We start from the raw sequence: 22,308 nt of genomic DNA, 5'->3' as shown, positions 1-22,308 counted from the left end.
TGACTCCGCCAACCCGAACACCGCCTCGTATGAGGTCACCGCCGAGCACCTCGCCGACTGGATCGCCACCCGCGGCTACGCCACCAGCTGACCCGTGGACAGACGACCGAAGGGCCGGACCCCACCGGGGGCCCGGCCCTTCGTCATGCCATCAGTCGGTGGAGAGGACAGCCAGGATCTGTTCGCCGTACTTGGCGAGCTTGTTCTCACCGACTCCGCTGACGCGGGACAGGTCGGCCAGCGTGCCCGGCGCGTCGCTGGCGATCTGCCGCAGCGTGGCGTCGTGGAAGATCACGTACGCCGGGACGCCCTGCTCTTTGGCGGTGGCCGCCCGCCAGCCGCGCAGCCGCTCGAAGAGCGACGTGGCGGCCGGGGTCAGCTCGGCGACCACGGTGGCCGAGCCGCGCGGCTTCGACGAGCGACTCGATGCCGGCTTCTCCGGTTCGCGGCGCATCATCACCGTGCGGCGGCGACCCAGAACCTCGGCGCTCGCCTCGGTGAGGGCGAGCGTGCCGTAGTCGCCCTCCACGGCGAGCAGCCCCTCGGCGAGCAGTTGCCGGACCACGCCCCGCCACTCCGCCTCACTGAGTTCGGAGCCGATGCCGAAGACGGTCAGCGAGTCGTGGCCGTACTGGCTGATTTTGTCGGTCTGCCTACCGAGCAGGATGTCGATGCACTGCCCGGCGCCGAACCGCTGGTTGCGTTCGCGGTCGAGCCGGAAGACGGCGGAGAGCAACTTCTGGGCGGCGACCGTGCCGTCCCAGGTTTCTGGCGGGGTGAGGCAGGTGTCGCAGTTGCCGCACGCGGACGTCGTCGTATCGCCGAAGTATTCGAGCAGCTGGACCCGCCGGCAACGCACCGTCTCGCAGAGGGCGAGCATCGCGTCCAGGTGCGCGGCGAGGTTGCGGCGGTGCGCGAGGTCGCCGTCGGACGTCTCGATCATCTTGCGTTGCTGGACCACGTCCTGCAGCCCGTACGCCAGCCAGGCGGTGGACGGCAGGCCGTCCCGCCCGGCGCGGCCGGTCTCCTGGTAGTAGCCCTCGACCGACTTTGGCAGGTCGAGGTGGGCGACGAATCGGACGTCGGGCTTGTCGATGCCCATGCCGAAGGCGATGGTGGCCACCATGACCAGGCCGTCCTCCCGCAGGAACCGCTGCTGGTTGGCGGCGCGGGTCGCCGAGTCCAACCCGGCGTGGTAGGGCAGGGCGGCGACCCCGTTGGCGGTGAGGAACTCCGCCGTCTTGTCGACCGAGGCCCGGGACAGGCAGTAGACGATCCCGGCGTCGCCGGGGTGCTCGTCGCGTAGCAGGGCCAGTAGTTGCTTGCGGGGCTCCCGCTTGGGCACGATCCGGTACTGGATGTTGGGCCGGTCGAAGCTGGCCACGAAGTGGCGGGCGTCGTCGAGCTTGAGCCGGGAGGCGATCTCGGTGCGGGTGGCGCTGGTCGCGGTGGCGGTCAGCGCGATCCGGGGAACCTGGGGCCACCGCTCGTGCAGCATCGACAGCGCCAGGTAGTCGGGGCGGAAGTCGTGCCCCCACTGGCTCACGCAGTGCGCCTCGTCGATCGCGAACAGGGAGATGCGCCCCCGGTCCAGCAGGGCGAGGGTGGATCGGACGCCGAGCGCCTCCGGGGCAAGGTAGAGCAGATCCAGCTCGCCGGCGACGAAGGCCGCCTCGACCCGGCGGCGGGCGTCCAGGGTCTGGGTCGAGTTGAGGAACCCGGCGCGGACGCCAACGGCGGTGAGTGCGTCCACCTGGTCCTGCATGAGCGCGATCAGCGGGGACACGACGACCGCGACCCCGTCGCGGACCAGGGCCGGGATCTGGTAGCACAGTGACTTGCCACCACCGGTGGGCATCAACACCAGCGCGTCGCCGCCAGCGACCACGTGGTCGATCACGTCCTGCTGGAAACCGCGGAAGGCGTCGTAGCCGAACACCCGGCGCAGCACCGGCAGCGCGTCCTCGGGACGCAGGTCGGTGGGAGAAGCCATCCGCGGAGTCTACGAGCCGACCCCGACAGCGCCCGCCCGGCGCACCCGAGGGGGCGCGCCGGACTGGCGGGACCGGTTCGCCAGGCCGCGCGGCGGGGCCTCCTCCCGGCCACGATATTGATCGTTATCGAGGGTGGTGACTGTCGGGAGGGCGACCGGCCGTCGTCGGTCGTCCGACGACCCGTGGCGGGTGCCCGGCCCCGACCCGGCGGCGGGATAGAGTCGCTGATTGACCAATCGCGGCCGAGGGCGGCCGCGCGGCGCCACAGCTTGGGGGTACGGGTGAGCGAGGCGCGCACAGCCGGTGACCGGATCGACGACCCGGCGGCCGTCGACGGGCAGTCGGCGGCCGAGTCGGAGACCACACTCGTGGTGGTCACCGGCGTCTCGGGGGGTGGCCGCAGCACGGTTGCCCGGGCGTTGGAGAACGTCGGCTACTACGTGGTCGACAACCTGCCGCAGGCGCTGATGCTGGACATGGCCGAGCTGGCGTTCAAGGCGGGCGGCGCGGCTCGGCGTACCGCGATGGTGTTGGACGTGCGGTCGCGGGCCTTCTCCACGGACCTGGCCGGGGCGATCCGCGAGCTGAAGGAGCGCGGGTTCTCGCCCCGGGTGGTCTTCGTCGACGCGGACGACGAGGTGTTGATCCGGCGGTTCGAGAGCGTTCGCCGTTCGCACCCGTTGCAGGGTGACGGGCGGCTGGCCGACGGCATCGCCGTGGAGCGCGGGTTGCTGGAGGAGGCGCGCGACCAGGCCGACGTGATCATCGACACCAGCCACCTGAACGTCAACCAGCTCCGTCGGCGCATCGAGGAGTTGTTCGGCGGCGAGGACGCCCGGCGGCTGCGGGTCACCGTGTTGTCGTTCGGCTTCAAGTACGGCCTGCCACCCGACGCCGACTTCGTGCTGGACGCCCGGTTCCTGCCCAATCCGTACTGGGTGCCGGAGCTGCGGGAGCACACCGGGCGGGAGGAGGCGGTCAGCGCGTACGTGCTGGGCCAGGAGGGCGCGGACGCGTTCGTCGCCTCGTACTCCGACCTGGTCAACGCCACCACCGCAGGCTTCGAGCGGGAGGGCAAGCGGTACCTCACGGTCGCCGTGGGCTGCACCGGCGGCAAGCACCGCAGTGTGGCCATCGCCGAGGAGTTGGCCGCGCGACTGCGCCACTCCGGGCTGGCGGCCAACGCCCAGCACCGCGACCTGGGGCGGGAATGACGGCCCGGCGGGTGGTGGCGTTCGGCGGCGGGCACGGGCTGTCCGCCTCGTTGCGCGCGCTGCGCCACTGTGCCCCCGAACTCGACCTTGACATCACCGCGGTGGTCACCGTGGGTGACGACGGCGGCTCCAGCGGCCGTCTGCGCGCAGAGCGGGGTGGCCTGCCCCCGGGCGATCTGCGCCAGGCCCTGGTGGCGCTGGCCGGGGATCACCCGGCCACTCGTCGTAGCGCCGGGCTGTTCCAGCACCGCTTCGCCGCCGTGTCGGTGGGCGTACCCCGATCCGGCGCGACCGACCCGGGCCCGGCGACGACCGACGACCTCGACCGACGCGGCGCTCGCCCGCAAGGCACCGACGGGGCGTCGGCCGGCACCGACGGGCTGGCCGGGCACGCGGTGGGCAACCTGGTGCTCTGCGGTCTCATGGAGTTGCTCGGCGACCCGGTGGCCGCGCTGGAGCACGCCGGCGCGATGCTCGGCACGGTCGGCCGGGTGTTGCCGATGTCCCGCCAGCCGGTCGGCATCGAGGCGCGGGTACGCGGTGCCGACCCGGCCGCCCCCGACGAGGTGCGCACCGTGCGCGGCCAGCACCAGGTGGCGGTCACCACCGGGCGGGTCGAGTCGCTGCGCCTCACCCCGGCCGCCCCACCGGCCTGCGCCGAGGCCGTCGCGGCGATCAGGGCGGCGGACTGGTTGATCTTCGGGCCGGGCAGCTGGTACACCAGCGTGCTACCGCACCTGCTGGTGCCGCAGTTGGCCGACGCGATCGTGTCCAGTTCGGCCCGGAGGCTGGTCACGCTGAACCTCGCCGCGGAGAAGGAGACCCTCGGGCTCTCCGTCGCCGATCATCTCGCGGCTCTGCGCTGGTATCTGCCCGAGCTCAAGGTGGATCTCGTGCTCACTGATGCCAAGGTGGTGGGTGACCCCGAACCGGTCGAACGTGCGGCAGAATCGCTGGGTGCCCGCCTGGTCCTCGCCCCCGTCGCCGTCACCGACGGCACTCCCCGCCATGATCCGGCTGCCCTGGGCGCCGCGCTGGTGCCTGTCCTGGGCGCCGATCGTTAGACACGTACGTAATCTCCGGCGACACGCCGGAACAGGTCCGTGAGGGGACGCACAATGGCGATGACGGCCGCGGTCAAGGACGAGCTGAGTCGGGTCGACGTGCCCAAGCCCTGCTGTCGGCGGGCGGAGATGGCCGCACTGCTGCGCTTCGCTGGCGGGCTGCACATCGTTTCCGGCCGCGTGGTGGTGGAGGCTGAACTGGACACCGGGGCGGTGGCCCGACGGCTGCGCCGGGAGATCGCGGAGGTCTACGGCTACCCCAGCGAGATCCACGTGCTGGCCTCCGGTGGGCTGCGCAAGGGCAGCCACTTCATCGTGCGGGTGGTCAAGGACGGCGAGGCCCTCGCCCGGCAGACCGGCCTGCTCGACGTGCGGGGTCGCCCGGTGCGCGGGCTGCCCCCGCACGTGGTCGCGGCGAACGTCTGCTGCGCGGTCTCCGCGTGGCGGGGCGCGTTCATGGCGCACGGCTCGCTCACCGAGCCCGGCCGCTCCAGCGCCCTGGAAATCACCTGCCCGGGGCCGGAGTCGGCATTGGCGCTGGTCGGCGCGGCCCGCCGCATCGGCATCACCGCCAAGAACCGCGAGGTACGCGGGGTGGACCGGGTGGTGGTCAAGGACGGCGACGCGATCGCCGCGCTGCTCACCCGGATCGGCGCGCACTCCAGTGTGCTGGCCTGGGAGGAGCGTCGGGTACGCCGCGAGGTGCGGGCCACCGCCAACCGGCTCGCCAACTTCGACGACGCCAACCTGCGTCGCTCGGCGCGCGCCGCGGTGGCCGCCGCCGCCCGGGTCACCCGTGCACTGGAGATCCTCGCCGACGAGGCCCCCAACCACCTGACCGACGCCGGGCGGCTACGCCTGGAGCACCGGCAGGCGTCGCTGGAGGAGTTGGGCGCGCTGGCCGACCCGCCGCTGACCAAGGACGCCATCGCCGGGCGGATCCGGCGGCTGCTGGCACTGGCTGACAAGCGGGCCCGAGACCTCGGCATCCCGGATACCGAAGCAGCCGTCACGCCCGACATGCTCGTGGTCTGATAGGACGGCAGGGCCGCACGGTGCGCCCGGGTCACGACCCGGCGCAGCGTGGCCTCGCACGCTCGGATAAGGTCGCTGCGTACGGCAAGGGGGCCGACACAGGCACTCCTCGTCGTGCCACCGCCTCGGGCGGTCAGGTCCTCAGACCGCGGCGGGGTGGCCGAGATCAACCGTCAACGGCCGGCTCCAACGGTCGGCGCACACCACTCCGCCGGCCCGTTGTCTGAAGCCGGCGGACCAGAACGCGAGGAGTGACCTGTGACCATCCGGGTTGGCATCAACGGCTTCGGCCGGATCGGCCGTAACTTCTTCCGGGCAGTGCTGGCGTCCGACGCCGACATCGAGGTCGTGGCGGTGAACGACCTGACCGACAACGCCACGCTCGCCCACCTGCTCAAGTACGACAGCATCCTGGGTCGCCTGCCCTACGAGGTCAAGGCCACCGCCGACGAGATCACCGTCGGTGGCAAGACCATCAAGGCGTACGCCGAGAAGGACCCGTCGAAGCTGCCGTGGGGCGAGGTCGGCGCCGACGTCGTCATCGAGTCGACCGGCTTCTTCACCGACGCCACCAAGGCCAAGGCGCACGTCGCCGGCGGGGCCAAGAAGGTCATCATCTCCGCCCCGGCGAAGAACGAGGACGTCACCGTCGTCATGGGTGTCAACCACGACACCTACGACCCGGCGAAGCACACCATCATCTCCAACGCTTCGTGCACCACCAACTGCCTCGCCCCGATGGCGAAGGTCCTGCACGACACGTTCGGCATCCAGCACGGTCTGATGACGACGATCCACGCGTACACCCAGGACCAGAACCTCCAGGACGCGCCGCACTCGGATCTGCGTCGGGCGCGGGCCGCCGCGCTGAACATCGTGCCGACCTCGACCGGTGCCGCCAAGGCCATCGGGCTGGTGCTGCCGGAGCTCAAGGGCAAGCTCGACGGCTACGCCCTGCGGGTGCCGATCCCGACCGGCTCGGTCACCGACCTCACCGTCAACGTGGGTCGCGAGACCACCGTGGACGAGGTCAACGCCGCGCTGAAGGCCGCCGCGGACGGCCCGCTCAAGGGCATCCTGGTCTACAACGAGGACCCGATCGTCTCCAGCGACATCGTCACCGACCCGGCGTCGTGCATCTTCGACGCGCCGCTGACCAAGGTGGTCGGCAACCAGGTCAAGGTCGTCGGCTGGTACGACAACGAGTGGGGCTACTCCAACCGCCTGGTCGACCTGGTCAAGCTGGTCGGTTCCTCGCTGTGAGCATCCGGACCCTCGACGACCTGCTCGCCGAGGGGGTGGCAGGTCGGCGCGTGCTGGTGCGCGCCGACCTGAACGTCCCGCTCGACAAGCAGACCGGCGCCATCAGTGACGATGGGCGCATCCGCGCGGTGCTGCCGACCATCGGTGCGCTGGTGGAGGCCGGCGCGAAGGTGGTCGTCTGCTCGCACCTGGGTCGCCCGAAGGGCGCACCGGACCCGCAGTTCAGCCTCGGCCCGGTCGCCGGGCGGCTCGGTGAGCTGCTCGGTGCGCCGGTGCACTTCGCCACGGACACCGTCGGTGATTCCGCCCACTCCACCGTCGCTGGCCTGGCCGACGGCCAGGTCGCCCTGTTGGAGAACCTGCGCTTCAACGCGGGTGAGACCAGCAAGGACGAGGCCGAGCGGGGCGCCTTCGCCGACCAGCTCGCCGCGTTCGGCGACGCGTACGTGGACGACGCGTTCGGCGCCGTGCACCGCAAGCACGCCAGTGTCTACGACGTGCCGGCTCGGCTGCCGCACGTCGCGGGCCGACTGGTGCTGCGTGAGGTCGAGGTGCTCTCCAAGCTCACCGGTGACCCCGAGCGGCCGTACGTGGTGGTGCTCGGTGGGTCGAAGGTGTCCGACAAGCTGGCCGTGATCGAGGCGCTGCTGCCCACGGTCGATCGGCTGCTCATCGGTGGCGGGATGTGCTTCACCTTCCTCAAGGCTCAGGGCCTGGAGGTGGGCACCTCGCTGCTGGAGAAGGACATGGTCGAGACCTGCGGCAACCTGTTGGAGCGGTCCGGCGGCAAGATCATGCTCCCGGTCGACGTGGTGGTCGCGGACGCGTTCGCCCCGGACGCCACGCACGACACGGTCCGCGTCGACGGCATCCCGAGCCACCGGCTCGGTCTGGACATCGGCCCGGAGACGGTGGCGGGCTTCGCCGCCGCGCTGTCCCAGGCGAAGACGATCTTCTGGAACGGCCCGATGGGCGTGTTCGAGATGCCGGCCTTCGCGGCTGGCACCCGGGGGATCGCCGAGGCGATCACCAAGGCCGACGCGTTCAGCGTCGTCGGCGGCGGCGACTCGGCGGCGGCGGTCCGTGCCCTGGGGCTGGACGAGTCGTCCTTCGGGCACATCTCCACGGGTGGCGGCGCCTCCCTGGAATACCTCGAGGGCAAGGCCCTCCCCGGCATCGCAGCCCTGGAGAACTGAATGGCGAGCACCACCCGCCGGCCGTTGATGGCTGGCAACTGGAAGATGAACCTCAACCACCTCGAGGCCAACCTGCTGGTGCAGAAGCTGGCCGCGAGCCTCACCGAGAAGCACCTCACCGAGGTGGAGACGGTCGTGTTGCCGCCCTTCACCGACCTGCGCACGGTGCAGACCGCGGTGGACGGGGACAAGCTGCTGATCGGCTACGGCGGGCAGGACCTCTCCCCGCACGCCTCGGGCGCGTACACCGGGGACATCTCCGGCGCGATGCTCGCCAAGCTCGGCTGCACGTACGTGGCGGTCGGGCACTCCGAGCGGCGGGCCTACCACCACGAGGACGACGCGCTGGTCAACGCCAAGGTGAAGGCGGCGCTGACGCATGGCCTGACCCCGATCCTCTGTGTGGGGGAGGGGCTGGACGTGCGCGAGCAGGGCACCCACGTGGCGCACTGCGCCGACCAGCTCGACGGCGGCCTCGCCGGGCTCACGCCCGAGCAGGTGCGGCAGGTCGTGATCGCGTACGAGCCGGTCTGGGCGATCGGCACCGGCAAGACCGCGACGCCGGAGGACGCCCAGGAGGTCTGCGGGGCGGTCCGTCGGCGACTGGCGGAACGCTTCGACCAGGACACCGCCGACCAGGTCCGGGTCCTCTACGGCGGCTCGGTCAAGGCGTCCAACGTCGCCTCGATCATGGCCCAGCCGGACGTGGACGGGGGCCTGGTGGGGGGTGCCAGCCTGGACGCGGAGGAGTTCGCCCAGATCTGCCGGTTCCCGGAGCACATCGCTCGCTGATCGCTCGGTATCCTTGACACCGCCCGTCCGCCGGTCGGTGCCACCGTGCCCGATCAGACCGGGCGAGGATCGCTACGAGAGGACTGACCCCAGCCATGCCGATCTGGTTCGCATACACGTTGATCGTGTTGCTGGTCATCACGAGCATTCTGCTCACCATGCTTATCCTGCTGCACCGCGGCAAGGGCGGCGGTCTGTCGAGCATGTTCGGCGGTGGCGTCAGCTCCAGCCTCGCGGGCTCCTCGGTGGCGGAGAAAAACCTGGACCGATACACCGTTCTGGTGAGCGTCGTCTGGTTCGCTGCCATCGTCGGGCTCGGGCTCTGGCTGCGCCTCCAGATGAACAGCGGCACCTGAGCAGCTCATCAAGTCGTACAATCTGCGCGCGGTCCGTCACCCGACGGGCCGCGCGCAGGCTTTTCTCCGCTGCACCGCGTCGCCCGCCGCCCACCCCTGAAGACGGCGGGTCCCCTCCGACGACAGGAGCGAGCAGCCGTGCCGAGTGGCAACGTTATCCGCGGCGCCCGTGTCGGGTCCGCGCCCATGCGCCCGGACGGGCGGCACCAACCCGCCCCCCGACAGGACGTGACCTACTGGTGCCGCAACGAGCACCGGATCGACATCCGGATCGCCGCGGACGTCGAGGCGCCGCCCCTGTGGGACTGCCCCCGCTGCGGCCTGCCCGCGGGCCGGGACGCGCAGAACCCACCCGGCCGGGTCCGCGCCGAGCCCTACAAGAGCCACCTGGCGTACGTGAAGGAGCGCCGTACCGCCGAGGAGGGGGAGGCGCTGCTGGCCGAGGCGCTCGCCGCGCTACGCCGCCGCAGGGGCGAGTAAGAGGAAAGGCCCCTCATCAACGCCAGGCGTTGACAAGAGGCCCCTCCTACAGTTAGCGGAGGCTGCGGAGGCGGACGGGTACGTCAGCTGCCGCCGCCCGGTCCAGCAGCCAACGGGTGCGGCCCACGCCGTGCACCCCGGCGGCAGGCAACTGCACCGGCCCGGCGCCGGCCAACGCCATACCCACCGCGCGGGCCTTGTCGGCGCCACCGGCCACCAGCCAGACCTCCTCGGCGGTGTTGATCGCCGGCAGGGTGAGCGTGGTCCGCATCGGCGGCGGCTTGGGGCTGCCCCGCACCGCGCTGACCGGCCGGGTCTCGTAGTGCACCGGGTGCTCGGGGAAGACCGAGGCCACGTGCCCGTCCTCGCCGACGCCCAGCATCAGCACGTCGAAGTGCGGCAGCGTGGCGTGCCCGGGCCGGGCGGCACGGGCCAACTCCTCCGCGTACGCGGCTGCGCCCGCCTCGGGGTCGTTGCCGGCCGGGCCGTCGGAGGCCGGCATCGGGTGTACCCGGGCCGGGTTCAGCGGCACCACGTCCAGCAGGGCGGCACGGGCCTGGGTCTCGTTGCGCTCCGGATCACCGGCGGGCAGGAACCGCTCGTCGCCCCACCACACGTCGACCCGGGACCAGTCCACCGCGTCGCGGGCCGGCAGCGTCGCCACCGCCCGGTACACGGCCGCGGCGATCCGACCACCGGTGAGCACCACCGAGGCCTCGCCCCGGTCGGCCTGGGCGTCGAGCAGCTTCACCAACAACCGGGCTGCCACGGCCTGCGCCAGCAGGTCGGCGTCGGCGTGGACGGCGACACTCGCCTCACTCATGGAATGCGCCTTCGTTTCCCGACCGCACGGCGGTCGCTGTCGCGTCGTACCCGGGCCGGTACGCCCGGAGGTGGCGGGGCGGGGTGCCCCGGAGGTGCCGGGGCAGGACCCGAGATCGGCCCTGCCCCGCTGTCCTGCACCGGCGTCGGGCTCAACCCTCGCCGCTCGTGCCGCTGTGTGCGGTGACCCCGGCCTCGGCGCGCTGCGCGGTGGCCGGATCCTTCCAGACGTGCACCCGCTGCGCGTGACGCTGCTCCAGCCCACGCAGCCCGACCGTCGCGCCCAGCGCCTCCGCGTACACCTGGTCGGCGTCCAGGCGGCGCAGCTCCTCGGCCAGCTCGTCACCGAGCGGTCGGCGGACCAGCGGTAGGGCCCGGTCGTCCTGGCCGGTCCGCCGGAACACCGCCATGCTGTCCTCGCGGGTCAGCGTCAGCTGGTCACCGTTGGCGCAGGTCAGCTGCACCTCCCGCATTCGCGGGAACTCGGTGCTGTCCACCCGGCGGGGCGTGATGCCGAGCCGGCTGGCCAGCCAACCGACCATCAGCGTCGCCGTCGGGTCGGTGGGCGGCGCGACGACGGTCGCCTCGGTGACCCGCTCCTCGGTGGTGTCGAACGCCCCGGCGACCAGGGTCCGCCACGGGGTGATCCGGGTCCACGCCAGGTCCGTGTCGCCCGGGGCGTAGTCCCGGGCACGCTGCCGCAGCGCCTCCACCGGGTCGGCGGCCTGCGCCGAGTCGGTGATTCTTCGGTCGGCGACCACACCGAGGAAATCGGTGGCGATCTCCGCTGGCGGCTCGCCGTGCCACCAGGTGACCACCGGCACATCCGGAACGAGCAGCGGCATCACGACCGACTCGGCGTGCAGGGCCAGCCGACCGTACATCCGGGTGACCACCGCCTCGCACGGGCCGAGCCGGCCACCGACCACGATCTCCGCGTCCAGTCGGTTGCGGTCCCGCTCGATCTCGGAGCGAACCACCACCACCAGCCGGCACGGGTGGGCGGCGGCGGCGATCGTCGCCGCCGCCTCCGCCTCACGGACCCGCTTCTCATCCACGACCACGATGAGGGTGAGCGCCATGCCGCTGGCCACCCCGCCGGCGCTGCGCCGCTCAGCGGCGAGCGCCTTGACCACCTCGTTGCCGGTGGTGTCCCACAGCCCGATCACTGGAGCCTCCTGCTCTGCGACATGACCCGCTCACTCACGCGCGCCGCCATGCGCGGCCCTCGCGGGCCAGCATCTCGTCGGAGGCCCGGGGCCCCCACTCGCCGGAGCGGTACTTCTCCGGCGTGGTGCCCGCCCAGGCGTGCTCCAGCGGGTCGATCACCTGCCAGCTCTGCTCGACCTCGGCCGCGTCCGGGAACAGCGTCCGGTCGCCGATCAGCACGTCCAGCACCAGTCGCTCGTACGCCTCCGGGCTGGACTCGGTGAACGCCTCGCCGTACTGGAAGTCCATCGCGATGTCGCGGACCTCCATCGTCGTGCCGGGCACCTTCGAGCCGAACTTGAGAACCACGCCCTCGTCCGGCTGCACCCGGATGACCAACTGGTTGTTGCCCAGCGACTCCATGTCGGCGTCGTTGAACGGCAGGTGCGGCGCCTTCTTGAACATGATGGCCACCTCGGTGACCCGCCGGGGCAGTCGCTTGCCGGCCCGGATGTAGAACGGCACCTCGGCCCAGCGGCGGTTCTGGATGCCGAGCCGTACCGCCACGTACGTCTCCGTGGTGGAGTCGGTGGGGACGTCCCGCTCCTCCAGGTAGCCGACCGCGCGTTCGCCGCCCACCCAGCCGGGCAGGTACTGGCCGCGTACGGTGTCCCGGGCCACGTCCTTGGGCAGGGTGATCGCCTTGAGCACCTTCAGCTTCTCGGCCCGGATCTCGTCGGCGTCGAAGCTGGTCGGCTCCTCCATCGCCACCAGGGCGAGAAGCTGAAGGAGGTGGTTCTGCAGGACGTCGCGGGCGGTGCCGACGGTGTCATAGAAGCCGGCGCGGGTGCCGATGCCGACGTCCTCGGCCATGGTGATCTGCACCGAGTCGACGTACTTGGAGTTCCAGAGGGGCTCGAACAGGTTGTTGGCGAACCGCAGGGCGAGGATGTTCTGGACCGTCTCCTTGCCCAGGTAGTGGTCGATCCGGAAGACGTCCTGCCGGGTGAACACGTCGTCGACGAGGTCGTTGAGCGCCTTCGCCGAGGGCAGGTCGTTGCCGAACGGCTTCTCCACGACGACGCGGCGCCAACCGCCGGACTTGTCGTTGTCGGCCATTCCGGTGCGGGCCAACTGCTTGAGCACGACGGGGAACGCGGCCGGGGGGATGGAGAAGTAGAACGCCGCGTTGCCGGTGATGCCGTGGGTCTGCCGCAGATCGTCCAGGGTGGTGGCGAGCTGATCGAATGCGGCGTCGTCATCGAACGACCCACCGACGAACTTGATGTTGCCGGCCAGACGTGCCCACACCTCGTCGCGCCAGGGGGTACGCGCGTGCTTGCGGGCAGCCTCGCAGGCCAACGTCTCGAAGTCGCCGTCACCCCAGTCGCGGCGGGCGAACCCGAGCACCACGAAGCCGGGCGGCAGCAGCCCTCGGTTGGCCAGGTCGTAGACCGCGGGGAGCAGCTTCTTGCGGGCCAGGTCGCCGGTCACCCCGAAGATCACCAGAGCACACGGCTCCGGGATCCGGGGCAACCGGCGGTCCTGCGGGTCGCGTAGCGGGTTCGCCGGAACCCCTTCGGTTCGCGACTGCGGGGCTCGCAAGACCGGCTCACTCCTCGCGCTCACTGGGCCACCTTCGGTTCGCGACTGCGGGGCTCGCAACCCCGGCTCACTCCTCGCGCTCACGGTGCCCCCTCGCTTCCGCTTCAGTCACGTCGTCCATCCTCACGCCCGCAGCTCACCGACCGCGTCGAGTAGTTGGGCGATGCCAGCGGCACGGTCGGTCAGATGCAGCCGCAGCACCGGCCGCTCCCGACCGGCGAGGGCCTGCCGGTCGCCGGCGGCCTGCGCCGCCTGCAACTCACCGAAGGTGTACGGCTTGCCCGGCACCTCCAGGTCCTCGGCGACCGCGCCGGTCACCTGGAGGTAGCTGCCCACCTGTGGGCCGCCCTTGTGGTACTGGCCCGTCGAGTGCAGGAACCGCGGCCCCCAACCGAAGGTCACCGGCCGGCCGCCCGCCTGGGCCAGCAGCGGCCGCAGCCGGGCCGCGTCGGCGTCGGCGAACCGGTCGAGGTACGCCATCACCGCGAGGTAACCGTCGTCGCCCAGCCCGTCGAGCAGCCAGCGCAGCACCCCGGCCAGGTCGCCGGGAGCGCCCTGCGGGGCGTACACCTCGATCGCGCCCTCGGTGAACGACGGCGTCTCCGCCGGCAGACCCGAGGCCAGGATCTTGTTGGTGTTCTCCTTGGACTCGGTGACGTTCGGCTGGTTGAACGGGTCGATGCCGAGCACCACGCCGGCCACCGCGGTGGCGTACTCCCAGGCCAGGAACTGCGCGCCGAGCGGGCCGTTGACCGCCACGTCCGGGTCGGCGCCGCCGCCCGGCACGTCGCCGGGAGCCAGCGCGCCGCCGTAGCTGACGGTCAGCACGTCCGACCCGGAGGCGCCGGGGCTCTGCGGGGACTCCACGACCACCGGGAGGATGCCCACCCCGGCCTTGCCGGTCGACTCGGCGATCAGCTGCTCAGCCCAGTCGCCGAACCCGTCGATGCCGGTGCCGTCGGAGACCAGGGCGACCTTGTCCCGGGCCAGCGTGGCGGCGGCGCCCAGGGCGGCGCCCAGCGCCAGCGCCGGATTGTCCCGGTCCGTGCCGAGCGACGCGGCCAGCGCCTCGGCCTGGTCGAGCAGTTCCGCGACCTCGACCCCGGCCAGCGCCGAGGGCACCAGGCCGAACGCGGTCAGTGCCGAGTACCGGCCGCCCACGTTCGGGTCGGCGAGCACGGTGAACGCGCCCATCTCGGTCGCGGTGGTCTCCAGCGGCGAGCCCGGGTCGGTGACGATGACGAAGTGCCGGCCGGCCTCCGCCTCGGTCATTCCGGCGTCCAGGAACGCCTGCCAGTAGGCGCGTCGGTGGCTGTCGGTCTCCACCGTCGATCCGGACTTGCTGGCCACGACAACCACGGTGCGCTCCAGCCGGTCACCGAGCGCTGCCCGGACCTGGCCCGGGTCGGTGGTGTCCAGCACGGTCAGCGGGCGACCCAGAGTCCGGGTGATCACCTCGGGAGCCAGTGACGAACCGCCCATACCGGCGAGCACCACGTGGTCCAGATCGGCCAGCTCCGCGGTCAGCTCGGCCAGCTGCACCAGCAGCTCCCGGCTGCGCTGGTGGGTGTCCACCCAGCCAAGCCGCGTCTTCGCCTCGGCCTCGGCGTCCGGGCCCCACAGGCTCGCGTCCTTGGCCGCCAACTTGCCCGGGACGCCGGCCTTGACCAGCGCGTCCCGGGTCGAGGCCGGCGCGGACTTGTCGACCGCGTCCGCGCCGTACACGGCGAGCCCGGCAGCGGCCTCCACCGGCCCGTCAAACAGGTCGCTCATGCCGCCACTCCGCTTCGCTGCGTGCCGACCATCGCACTGCGCATGCTGATTCGCTCGCTGCGCTCGCTCATGCGTTACCACCAGCCTGCTCGGCGGCCTTCGCGTTGCCCTTCGCGGCCTTGTTCGGCGCACCCTTGCCGGCACCCGCCGCCTTCAGCGACTTGCGGACGCCCTCGAGCAGCTCCTCCCAGCTGGCCTCGAACTTCTCCACGCCCTCGCGCTCCAGAGTGACGATCACGTCATCCATGTCCACCCCGACCGACTCCAGGTCGGCGAAGACCTTGCGGGCCGCGTCGTAGGAGCCGGTGATGGTGTCGCCGCGGGTCTCGCCGTGATCGGCGTACGCGTGGATGACCGACTCCGGCATGGTGTTGACCGTGCCGGGGGCGATCAGCTCCTCGACGTAGATGACGTCGCGGTAGTCCGGGTTCTTCGTCGAGGTGGACGCCCACAGCGGCCGCTGCGGGTGCGCGCCGGCGTCGGCGAGCGCCTGCCAGCGGTCGGAGGAGAACACCTTGGTGTAGCGCTCGTACGCCAGCTGGGCGTTGGCGACGGCGGCCTTGCCCTTCAGCGACTTGGCCTGCTCGGAGCCGACCTTCTCCAGCCTCTTGTCGACCTCGGAGTCGACCCGGGAGACGAAGAACGACGCCACCGAGCCGATGGTGGAGAGGTCGTGGCCGTTGGCCTTGGCCTGCTCCAGGCCGGCCAGGAACGCCTCCATCACCGCCGAGTAGCGGTCCAGACCGAAGATCAGCGTCACGTTCACGCTGATCCCCTCGGCCAGGGTGGCGGTGATCGCCGGCAGGCCCGCCTCGGTGGCCGGGATCTTGATGAAGAGGTTGGGCCGGTCGACCAGCCACCACAGCGCCTTGGCCTCGGCCACCGTCCGGTCGCTCTCGTGTGCCAGCCGGGGATCCACCTCGATGGAGACCCGCCCGTCGACACCCGCGCTCCCGTCGTACGACGGGCGCATCACGTCGCAGGCCCACCGGACGTCGTACGTGGTGAGCATGCGCACCGACTCCTCGACCTCCACCCCACGGGTGGCGAGGTCACGCAGCTGCCAGTTGTACTCGTCGGCGTCGCTCAGCGCCTTGGCGAAGATCGTCGGGTTGGTGGTGACTCCGGCTACGTGCTTTTCGCGGCGGAGCTGGTCCAGCCCGCCGGAGCTCAGTCGTACGCGGGAAAGATCGTCGAGCCAGACCGCCACGCCCGCGGCGGTCAGTTCATTCAGCTTGTCCGTCATGCCGTCCACGCTCCCTCAGTTGCCGGTCGTGAAACCGGTGATGTCGCCGACCCGGGCCAGCGAGGCGTGCGCCGCCGCCACGATCCGGTCGGGGGTGAAGCCGAACTGCTCGAAGAGCACGGTGTGCGGAGCGCTCGCTCCGTAGTGCTCCAGGCTGACGCTCTCGCCGAGGTCGCCGACGACGCCACGCCAGGACATGCCGATGCCCGCCTCCACGCTCACCCGTGCCTTTACCCCGCGCGGCAGCACCGACTCCCGATATGCCTCATCCTGCTCGTAGAACCACTCCTGGCAGGGCATCGAGACGACCCGGGTCGGGGTGCCGTCGGCCTCCAGCCGCTCCCGCGCGGTCAGGCAGAGCTGCACCTCGGAGCCGGTGCCAACGATGATCACCTGCGGCTTGCCGTTGGACGCCTCGGCCAGCACGTAGCCACCCTTGGCCACGCCGTCCGCGCCGCCCAGCACGTCCCGGTCCAGGGTCGGCAGCGGCTGACGGCTCAGCGCCAGCGCGGTGGGGCGGTCGGTGTGCTCCAGCGCCAGCCGCCAGGCCCAGGCGGTCTCGTTGGCGTCCGCGGGACGGACCACGTCCAGGCCCGGGATGGCGCGCAGCGCGGTCAGGTGCTCCACCGGCTGGTGGGTCGGGCCGTCCTCGCCGAGGCCGATCGAGTCGTGCGTCCAGACGTAGGTCACCGGCAGCTTCATCAGCGCGGCAAGCCGGACAGACGGGCGCATGTAGTCGCTGAACACCAGGAACGTGCCGCCGTACGGGCGGGTGCCGCCGTGCAGGGCGATGCCGTTGAGGATCGCGCCCATGGCGTGCTCACGGATGCCGAAGTGCAGCGTGCGGCCGTACTCGTGACCGGGGAAGTCCTTGGTCGCGTGCGCGGCCGGGATGAACGACGGCTCGCCCTTCATGGTGGTGTTGTTGCTCTCGGCCAGGTCGGCCGAACCGCCCCACAGCTCCGGCAGCACCGGCGCGAGGGCCTCCAGCACCTTGCCGGAGGCGGCCCGGGTGGCCACGCCCTTGGCGTCGGCGGGGAAGACCGGCAGAGCGTCGGCCCAGCCGTCGGGGAGCACCCGGCCGGCCATCCGCTCGTAGAGCGCGGTGCGCTCCGGGTTGGCCTTCTTCCAGGCGTCGAACGCGGTGGTCCACTCCTGCTGCGCGTCGGAGCCGCGACCCATCACGCGCCGGGCGTGGGCGAGCACCTCCTCGTCGACCTGGAAGGTCTGCTCCGGGTCGAAGCCGAGGATCTGCTTGGTGGCCTTCACCTCGTCCGCGCCGAGCGCCGAGCCGTGGATCTTGCCGGTGTTCTGCTTGTTGGGGGCGGGCCAGCCGATGATGGTGCGCAGCGCGATGAAGGAGGGACGGCCCCTCTCCGCCTTGGCGGCCAACAGCGCCCGGTGCAGTGCCTCGGCGTCCTCGTGGTAGTCGCCCTGGTCGGCATCGCCGCTGCGCCAGTCCACGGTCTGCACATGCCAGCCGTACGCCTCGTAGCGGGCGGCCACGTCCTCGCTCTTGGCGATCCGGGTGTCGTCCTCGATCGAGATCTCGTTGTCGTCGTAGATCACCGTGAGGTTGCCCAGCTGCTGGTGCCCGGCGAGGGAGCTGACCTCGTGGCTGATGCCCTCCTCGATGTCGCCGTCGGAGACGATGCACCAGATGTCGTGGTCGAAGACCGACGCGCCCGGCTCTGCCTCGGGGTCGAACAGGCCGCGCTCGCGGCGGGCCGCCATGGCCATGCCGACCGCGTTGCCCAGGCCCTGCCCGAGCGGACCGGTGGTGGTCTCCACACCCGGGGTGTGCCCGTGCTCGGGGTGACCCGGCGTGAGCGAACCCCACTGCCGCAGCGACTGCAGGTCGGACAGGCTCAGCGGGTAACCGGACAGGAACAGCTGAATGTAGAGAGTCAGACTGGAGTGCCCGGCGGAGAGGACGAACCGGTCCCGACCGGGCCAGTTCGGGTCGGCCGGGTTGTGCCGCATGACGCGGTTGAAGAGGAGGTAGGCCGCGGGCGCGAGGCTCATCGCGGTGCCCGGGTGACCGTTGCCGGATTTCTCCACGGCGTCCATGGCCAGCACGCGGACGGTATCGACGGCCCGGCGATCGAGGTCGGACCAGTTCAGTGCGGAGTGCTCGGGTCGTTTGGCAGCCACGATGGTTGTGCTCCTCGGCAGATGGGCGGAACCCTCACTGATGACCCTATCGAGCGTGCCTAAACGTGCGCCCAGGGATCTCTGCATGCTGTGCAATACGGGGCTGAGGCTGATTCGTTCAACCCGGTGGTGTGACGGCTCGCACCGTTGTCGGGTCGGCCGGGCAGCCAAAACGACGACGCGTAGTGTGTGACTCGGTGTGCGGACCCCAGTGGACCCCGCCGATCCGATCTCCCCGTGCCGATGCCGGAAGGTGGCAATCCGTGAGCATGATCACCGAGCGCCCCGCGAGCAACCCAGCCGGGCAGCACCCGGCACGGGCGGCCGAGGGCCCGGTGGCCCGGCGGGACGTACGCGCGGTCCTCTTGGCGTACGTGGCGCTCACCAAGCCGCGGATCGTCGAACTGCTGCTGGTCACCACCATCCCGGCGATGATGCTCGCCGATGGCGGGCTCCCGTCGCTGTGGCTGATGGCCGTCGTGCTGATCGGCGGCTCCCTCGCCGCAGGCGCGGCCAGCGTGCTCAACTGCTACATCGACCGGGACATCGACCAGTTGATGAGGCGTACCAAGCGTCGGCCGCTGCCGGCGCACACCGTGTCACCCCGTAGCGCGCTGATCTTCGGTCTGGTGTTGGCGGCGGTGTCGGTCGCCCTGATGGCGGCTTTCACCAACCTGCTGGCCGCCGGGCTGACGCTCGCGGCGATCGCCTACTACGACCTCGTCTACACCCTGTGGCTCAAGCGGTCCACCCCGACGAACACCTTCTGGGGCGGCGCCTGCGGGGCGGCCCCGGTGCTGATCGGGTGGGCGGCGGTGACGGGCTCGCTGGCACCGGCCGCCTGGGGGCTCTTCGCGGTGGTCTTCTTCTGGCAGATGCCGCACTTCTACCCCCTCGCCATGAAGTACAAGGACGACTACGCGCGGGCCGGCATTCCGATGCTGCCAGTGGTGGCCTCGACCCGTCGGGTGAACGCCGAGATCCTGATCTTCGCGTGGCTCACTGTGCTCACCTCCCTGGCTGTCTGGCCGATGGGGCTCAGCGCGATCTACGGGGTGCCGACCCTGGTGGTGGGCGCCATCTTCGTGGTCGAGGCGCACCGCCTTTGCCGGCGCGCGACGCGCGGCGAGGCGGTCAGGCCGATGCGGCTGTTCCACTGGTCGACGACGTACCTGACGATCGTGTTCATGGCCGTCGCGCTCGACGCGTTGATCTGACGCGCCAACCGTCACCCGCGCACCCGCCCGCGACCCGGCGCTGCCGTCGGCGATCCGTCGCCGGTGCCGATGATTCCCCGACTAATCACGGCCATGGATGAGTTGTCCGGGTTTAAGGTCACATCAGAGTAACTTTCAGCATGAGTCGGATCGGCTCAACCTGCGGCACCTAGGCCCTGATTTGCCGAGGTGTTTCAAGCTGAAAAGTCCGGATAAAAACGGACAGCGAACCTGTGGTGTTCCTTAAACCTGTAGGTAATTGGCATCACAAAACGTTCATGGTTCTCGCCCCAGGGGGTGCAAGTCTGCTTAGGCTTCGCGTCATGGCAGATGGTTCCGATACGACGCTGACGGCCGAGCAGACCGCCGGCGAGCAGGCGCCCCACGGCCTGGTCGCGGGCCTCAAGGCGTTCGCAGCCGGGCACGGCGGCGCGAAGGCGGTCATCGAGTACGTCGGCAAGCGTGGCGCGCGAATCGTCCTCGTGGGTTCCGACGGTGAGTGGGGCGACCAGTTCGCCGACGACACCGTCACCGCCCGGGAGGCGTGCGCCAAGGCGGGAGTCACCGTCGAGAACGCCTGGGAGCGTGAACTGATGGACCAGATGCGTCCGAGCAACGACCTCTGGCGGTCGATGGCCCGGCGCACGATGGCCCGCTGAGATAAGACACCTGAAGTGACCACCCACCAGCAGTCGACCCGGGGGAAACCCCGGGTCGCTCTCGTCACCTGTGCCGAACTGGTCGACCTCGACCCGGACGACCGGCTGGTCGTCGCCCCACTCACCACCCGTGGCGTCGCCGTCGAGACCGCCATCTGGGACGACCCCGACGTCGACTGGTCCTCCTACGACCTGGTCGTGCTCCGCTCACCATGGGACTACGCGCTGCGCCGCGACGAGTTCGTCGCCTGGGCGGCCACCGTCCCAGCGCTCGTCAATCCGGCCGACGTGGTGCGCTGGAACACCGACAAGCGCTACCTCGCCGAGCTGAGCGCCGCCGGGGTGCCGACCGTGCCGACGTCCTGGGTCGAGCCGGGGGAGAGCTGGCAGCTGCCCGCCGAGACCGGCGAGTACGTGCTCAAGCCCGCGGTCAGCGCCGGCAGTCAGGACACCGGCCGGTACGACCTGGCCGACCCGGAGCACCGGGACCTGGCCGAGGCACACGTCCGCCGGCTCTCCGACGCCGGCCGGGTGACCATGGTCCAGCCGTACCTGCGCGCCGTCGACACCGAGGGTGAGACGGCACTGCTCTTCCTGGCCGGCCCGGACGGGCTCGCCTTCAGCCACGCGATCCGCAAGGGCCCGATGCTGACCGGGCCGGACCTCGGCCCGGACGGGCTCTACAAGGCCGAGGCGATCACCGCCCGCACCGCCCGACCCGAACAGCTGGCCGTGGCCGAGAAGACCCTCGCCGCGGTGCCTGGCGGCACGCGGCGGCTGCTCTACGCCCGGGTCGACCTGATCCCCGGCCCGGACGGCGAGCCGGTCCTGGTCGAGCTGGAGCTGACCGAGCCGTCGCTCTTCATCGGGTACGCGGACGGAGCCCCCGACCGTCTCGCCGCCGCCATCACCACCCAGCTGGCCCTCCGCACCTGACCGTCCAAGGGGCCCGCCCCAAGCTGCACGCTAAGGCGTCCGGCCCGGTTCGCTGACCCGCCTAGATGTGCTGTCCAGGGAGGTTGGTCAACCTGGTGATGGGTGGTAGGCCGCCGGTGGCGGTGTGGGGTCGGTGGTGATTGTAGTGATGCAGGAAGGCCGGTAAGGCCTTCCTGCGGGCTTGTTCGCAGTTGTAGAACCGGGCGATGGCCCAGCCGTCGGTCAGGGTCCGGTGGAACCGTTCGACCTTGCCGTTGGTTTGTGGCCGGTAGGGGCGGGTCTTCTTGGGGGTGACCCCCAGCTCGGCGCAGGCGTCATGCCAGGCATGCGACTTGTAGGCCGAGCCGTTGTCGGACAGGACGCGTTCGACCGTGACGCCGCGGGCGGCGAACCAGCCGACGGCGTTGCGCAGCACGTCGATAGCTGTGGCGGCTTTCTCGTCGTCGCGGATCTCGGCGTAGGCGACCCGGGAGTGGTCATCGATGACGGTGTGCACGAACGCGGTGCCCATCTGCGGTTCGTAGACGCCGTTGCGTGCCCCGGTGCGTCGTGCGGTGGCTTGGCGGTTTCGTTCGCCTTGCTGGCGGCCGACGAACCGCCAGCCGCCGCCGTCGGGAATGTTGCCGTACTTGGTGACATCCACGTGCAGCATCGCGCCCGGATGCGGGTGCTCATAGCGGCGAACCGGTTCCCCGGTGACCCGATCGATATGGCTGAGCCGGTTGAGGCGACAGCGCACAAGCACGGCGTGCACGGTCGAAGCCGCCATGCCCAGACGGCCTGCGATCTGCACGGGACCAAGCCGTCGTTTCCACCGCAGGTACACGATCTTGCGGACCAGCGGACGTGGGGTCCGGGCCGGACTGCGATGCGGCCGCGACGAGCGGTCCTGCATACCCTCGACGCCCTGCTGGCGGTATCGCTGCGCCCACCGGTCCGCGGTGCGCCAAGACACCTCGTAACGACGCGCCGCCGCAGCGACCGACCACTCCTCATCCACGATCAGACGCGCCAGGCGCAGACGTGCGCGAGGGGTCAAAGCAGCGTTAGCGTGGGACATGAAGGCCTCCTGGTTGGCGGAGCGGTTCCTCGACAGCTCCACTCCACAACTGGAGGCCTTCACCTACCTACGACATCAGACCGTGTCGTCACACAACCTCGACCAACCTCCCTGGACAGCACACCTAGAGGTGTCCGACCCGCCGGTAGTCGTTCGCCGCACTCAAGATCGTGCTCGATCCAGGATCGAGTGGCATCGGCGCGTCGGTAGACCACTACATCCTGGATCGAGCACGATCTTCGGCGCGGGGCGCGGGGCGCGGGGCGCGGGGCGCGGGGCGCGGGGCGCGGGGC

General features: G+C 70.9%; 19 protein-coding genes and 1 pseudogene. 12 read left to right on the top strand and 8 right to left on the bottom strand.

Going from position 1 to position 22,308, the window contains the following annotated elements; translation table 11 throughout:
* Positions 1–91: pseudogene (locus ABZS37_RS31485) on the top strand (phytochelatin synthase); the annotation flags it as partial.
* A 60-nt stretch (positions 92–151) separates the two neighbouring features.
* Here ABZS37_RS31485 and recQ read toward each other — a convergent pair.
* Positions 152–1,993 (bottom strand): DNA helicase RecQ, encoded by a 1,842-nt coding sequence (gene recQ, locus ABZS37_RS31480; RefSeq protein WP_355175025.1) that lies wholly within the window; start codon positions 1,991–1,993, stop codon positions 152–154.
* Positions 1,994–2,305: 312 nt separating this feature from the next.
* Between recQ and rapZ the strand changes: the two genes are divergently transcribed.
* The 8 genes from rapZ (at position 2,306) to ABZS37_RS31440 (ending at position 9,394) form a co-directional block, all read left to right on the top strand.
* Positions 2,306–3,208, top strand: coding sequence for an RNase adapter RapZ (gene rapZ / locus ABZS37_RS31475; RefSeq protein WP_355175031.1), 903 nt, complete (start codon positions 2,306–2,308; stop codon positions 3,206–3,208).
* Positions 3,205–4,272, top strand: a complete 1,068-nt coding sequence (locus ABZS37_RS31470; RefSeq protein WP_355175023.1) for a 2-phospho-L-lactate transferase CofD family protein — start codon at positions 3,205–3,207, stop codon at positions 4,270–4,272. The genes rapZ and ABZS37_RS31470 overlap by 4 nt, the downstream gene beginning before the upstream one ends.
* Before the next feature lie 54 nt (positions 4,273–4,326).
* Positions 4,327–5,307, top strand: coding sequence for a DNA-binding protein WhiA (whiA, locus tag ABZS37_RS31465; RefSeq protein WP_030337350.1), 981 nt, complete (start codon positions 4,327–4,329; stop codon positions 5,305–5,307).
* Between the two features lie 258 nt (positions 5,308–5,565).
* Positions 5,566–6,570: a type I glyceraldehyde-3-phosphate dehydrogenase gene (gap, locus tag ABZS37_RS31460; protein WP_354994715.1), complete on the top strand. Its 1,005-nt coding sequence runs from the start codon at positions 5,566–5,568 to the stop codon at positions 6,568–6,570.
* Positions 6,567–7,766, top strand: coding sequence for a phosphoglycerate kinase (locus ABZS37_RS31455; protein ID WP_355175021.1), 1,200 nt, complete (start codon positions 6,567–6,569; stop codon positions 7,764–7,766). Before gap ends, ABZS37_RS31455 begins: the two co-directional genes overlap by 4 nt.
* Positions 7,767–8,558 carry a triose-phosphate isomerase gene (gene tpiA, locus ABZS37_RS31450; RefSeq protein ID WP_355175019.1) on the top strand — a complete coding sequence of 264 codons (792 nt, stop codon included), beginning with the start codon at positions 7,767–7,769 and terminating at the stop codon, positions 8,556–8,558.
* 95 nt (positions 8,559–8,653) lie between these two features.
* Complete coding sequence (secG, locus tag ABZS37_RS31445) at positions 8,654–8,914, top strand: preprotein translocase subunit SecG (protein ID WP_354994712.1); 261 nt, start codon at positions 8,654–8,656, stop codon at positions 8,912–8,914.
* Between the two features lie 138 nt (positions 8,915–9,052).
* Positions 9,053–9,394: an RNA polymerase-binding protein RbpA gene (locus ABZS37_RS31440; RefSeq protein WP_355175017.1), complete on the top strand. Its 342-nt coding sequence runs from the start codon at positions 9,053–9,055 to the stop codon at positions 9,392–9,394.
* 52 nt (positions 9,395–9,446) lie between these two features.
* On the opposite strand, the gene pgl is transcribed toward ABZS37_RS31440, so the two are convergent.
* From pgl to tkt, 6 genes are all read right to left on the bottom strand, one after another.
* Positions 9,447–10,217: a 6-phosphogluconolactonase gene (gene pgl / locus ABZS37_RS31435; protein WP_355175015.1), complete on the bottom strand. Its 771-nt coding sequence runs from the start codon at positions 10,215–10,217 to the stop codon at positions 9,447–9,449.
* A gap of 151 nt (positions 10,218–10,368) precedes the next feature.
* The gene (locus ABZS37_RS31430) at positions 10,369–11,385 is read right to left on the bottom strand and encodes a glucose-6-phosphate dehydrogenase assembly protein OpcA (protein WP_355175013.1); all 1,017 of its coding nucleotides are present in this window, start codon (positions 11,383–11,385) and stop codon (positions 10,369–10,371) included.
* A 34-nt stretch (positions 11,386–11,419) separates the two neighbouring features.
* Positions 11,420–12,970: a glucose-6-phosphate dehydrogenase gene (gene zwf, locus ABZS37_RS31425; protein WP_355175029.1), complete on the bottom strand. Its 1,551-nt coding sequence runs from the start codon at positions 12,968–12,970 to the stop codon at positions 11,420–11,422.
* A 123-nt stretch (positions 12,971–13,093) separates the two neighbouring features.
* Positions 13,094–14,743 (bottom strand): glucose-6-phosphate isomerase, encoded by a 1,650-nt coding sequence (locus ABZS37_RS31420; protein ID WP_355175011.1) that lies wholly within the window; start codon positions 14,741–14,743, stop codon positions 13,094–13,096.
* Positions 14,744–14,810: 67 nt separating this feature from the next.
* Positions 14,811–15,989 (bottom strand): transaldolase, encoded by a 1,179-nt coding sequence (gene tal / locus ABZS37_RS31415; protein ID WP_355175009.1) that lies wholly within the window; start codon positions 15,987–15,989, stop codon positions 14,811–14,813.
* 15 nt (positions 15,990–16,004) lie between these two features.
* Positions 16,005–18,143: a transketolase gene (gene tkt, locus ABZS37_RS31410; protein WP_355175007.1), complete on the bottom strand. Its 2,139-nt coding sequence runs from the start codon at positions 18,141–18,143 to the stop codon at positions 16,005–16,007.
* A 263-nt stretch (positions 18,144–18,406) separates the two neighbouring features.
* On the opposite strand from tkt, the gene ABZS37_RS31405 reads away from it, so the two are divergent.
* From ABZS37_RS31405 to ABZS37_RS31395, 3 genes are all read left to right on the top strand, one after another.
* Entirely contained in the window at positions 18,407–19,360 is a 954-nt protein-coding gene (locus ABZS37_RS31405) for a heme o synthase (RefSeq protein ID WP_355175005.1), read from the top strand.
* A gap of 323 nt (positions 19,361–19,683) precedes the next feature.
* A complete protein-coding gene (locus ABZS37_RS31400) occupies positions 19,684–20,019 on the top strand; it encodes a hypothetical protein (protein ID WP_030491570.1) in 336 nt (111 codons plus the stop codon).
* 15 nt (positions 20,020–20,034) lie between these two features.
* Positions 20,035–20,955 carry a hypothetical protein gene (locus ABZS37_RS31395; RefSeq protein WP_355175003.1) on the top strand — a complete coding sequence of 307 codons (921 nt, stop codon included), beginning with the start codon at positions 20,035–20,037 and terminating at the stop codon, positions 20,953–20,955.
* Between the two features lie 61 nt (positions 20,956–21,016).
* Here the strand turns inward: ABZS37_RS31395 and ABZS37_RS31390 are convergent, their stop codons facing one another.
* Positions 21,017–22,015, bottom strand: a complete 999-nt coding sequence (locus tag ABZS37_RS31390; protein WP_355175027.1) for an IS481 family transposase — start codon at positions 22,013–22,015, stop codon at positions 21,017–21,019.
* Positions 22,016–22,308: the final 293 nt, after the last annotated feature.

The organism is Micromonospora sp. NPDC005413 (assembly GCF_040606435.1).
In the GTDB taxonomy this organism is placed as follows: Bacteria; Actinomycetota; Actinomycetes; order Mycobacteriales; family Micromonosporaceae; genus Micromonospora.
Note: the sequence above shows the minus strand (reverse complement) of the source record. Positions and strands in the feature narration are given on the sequence as shown.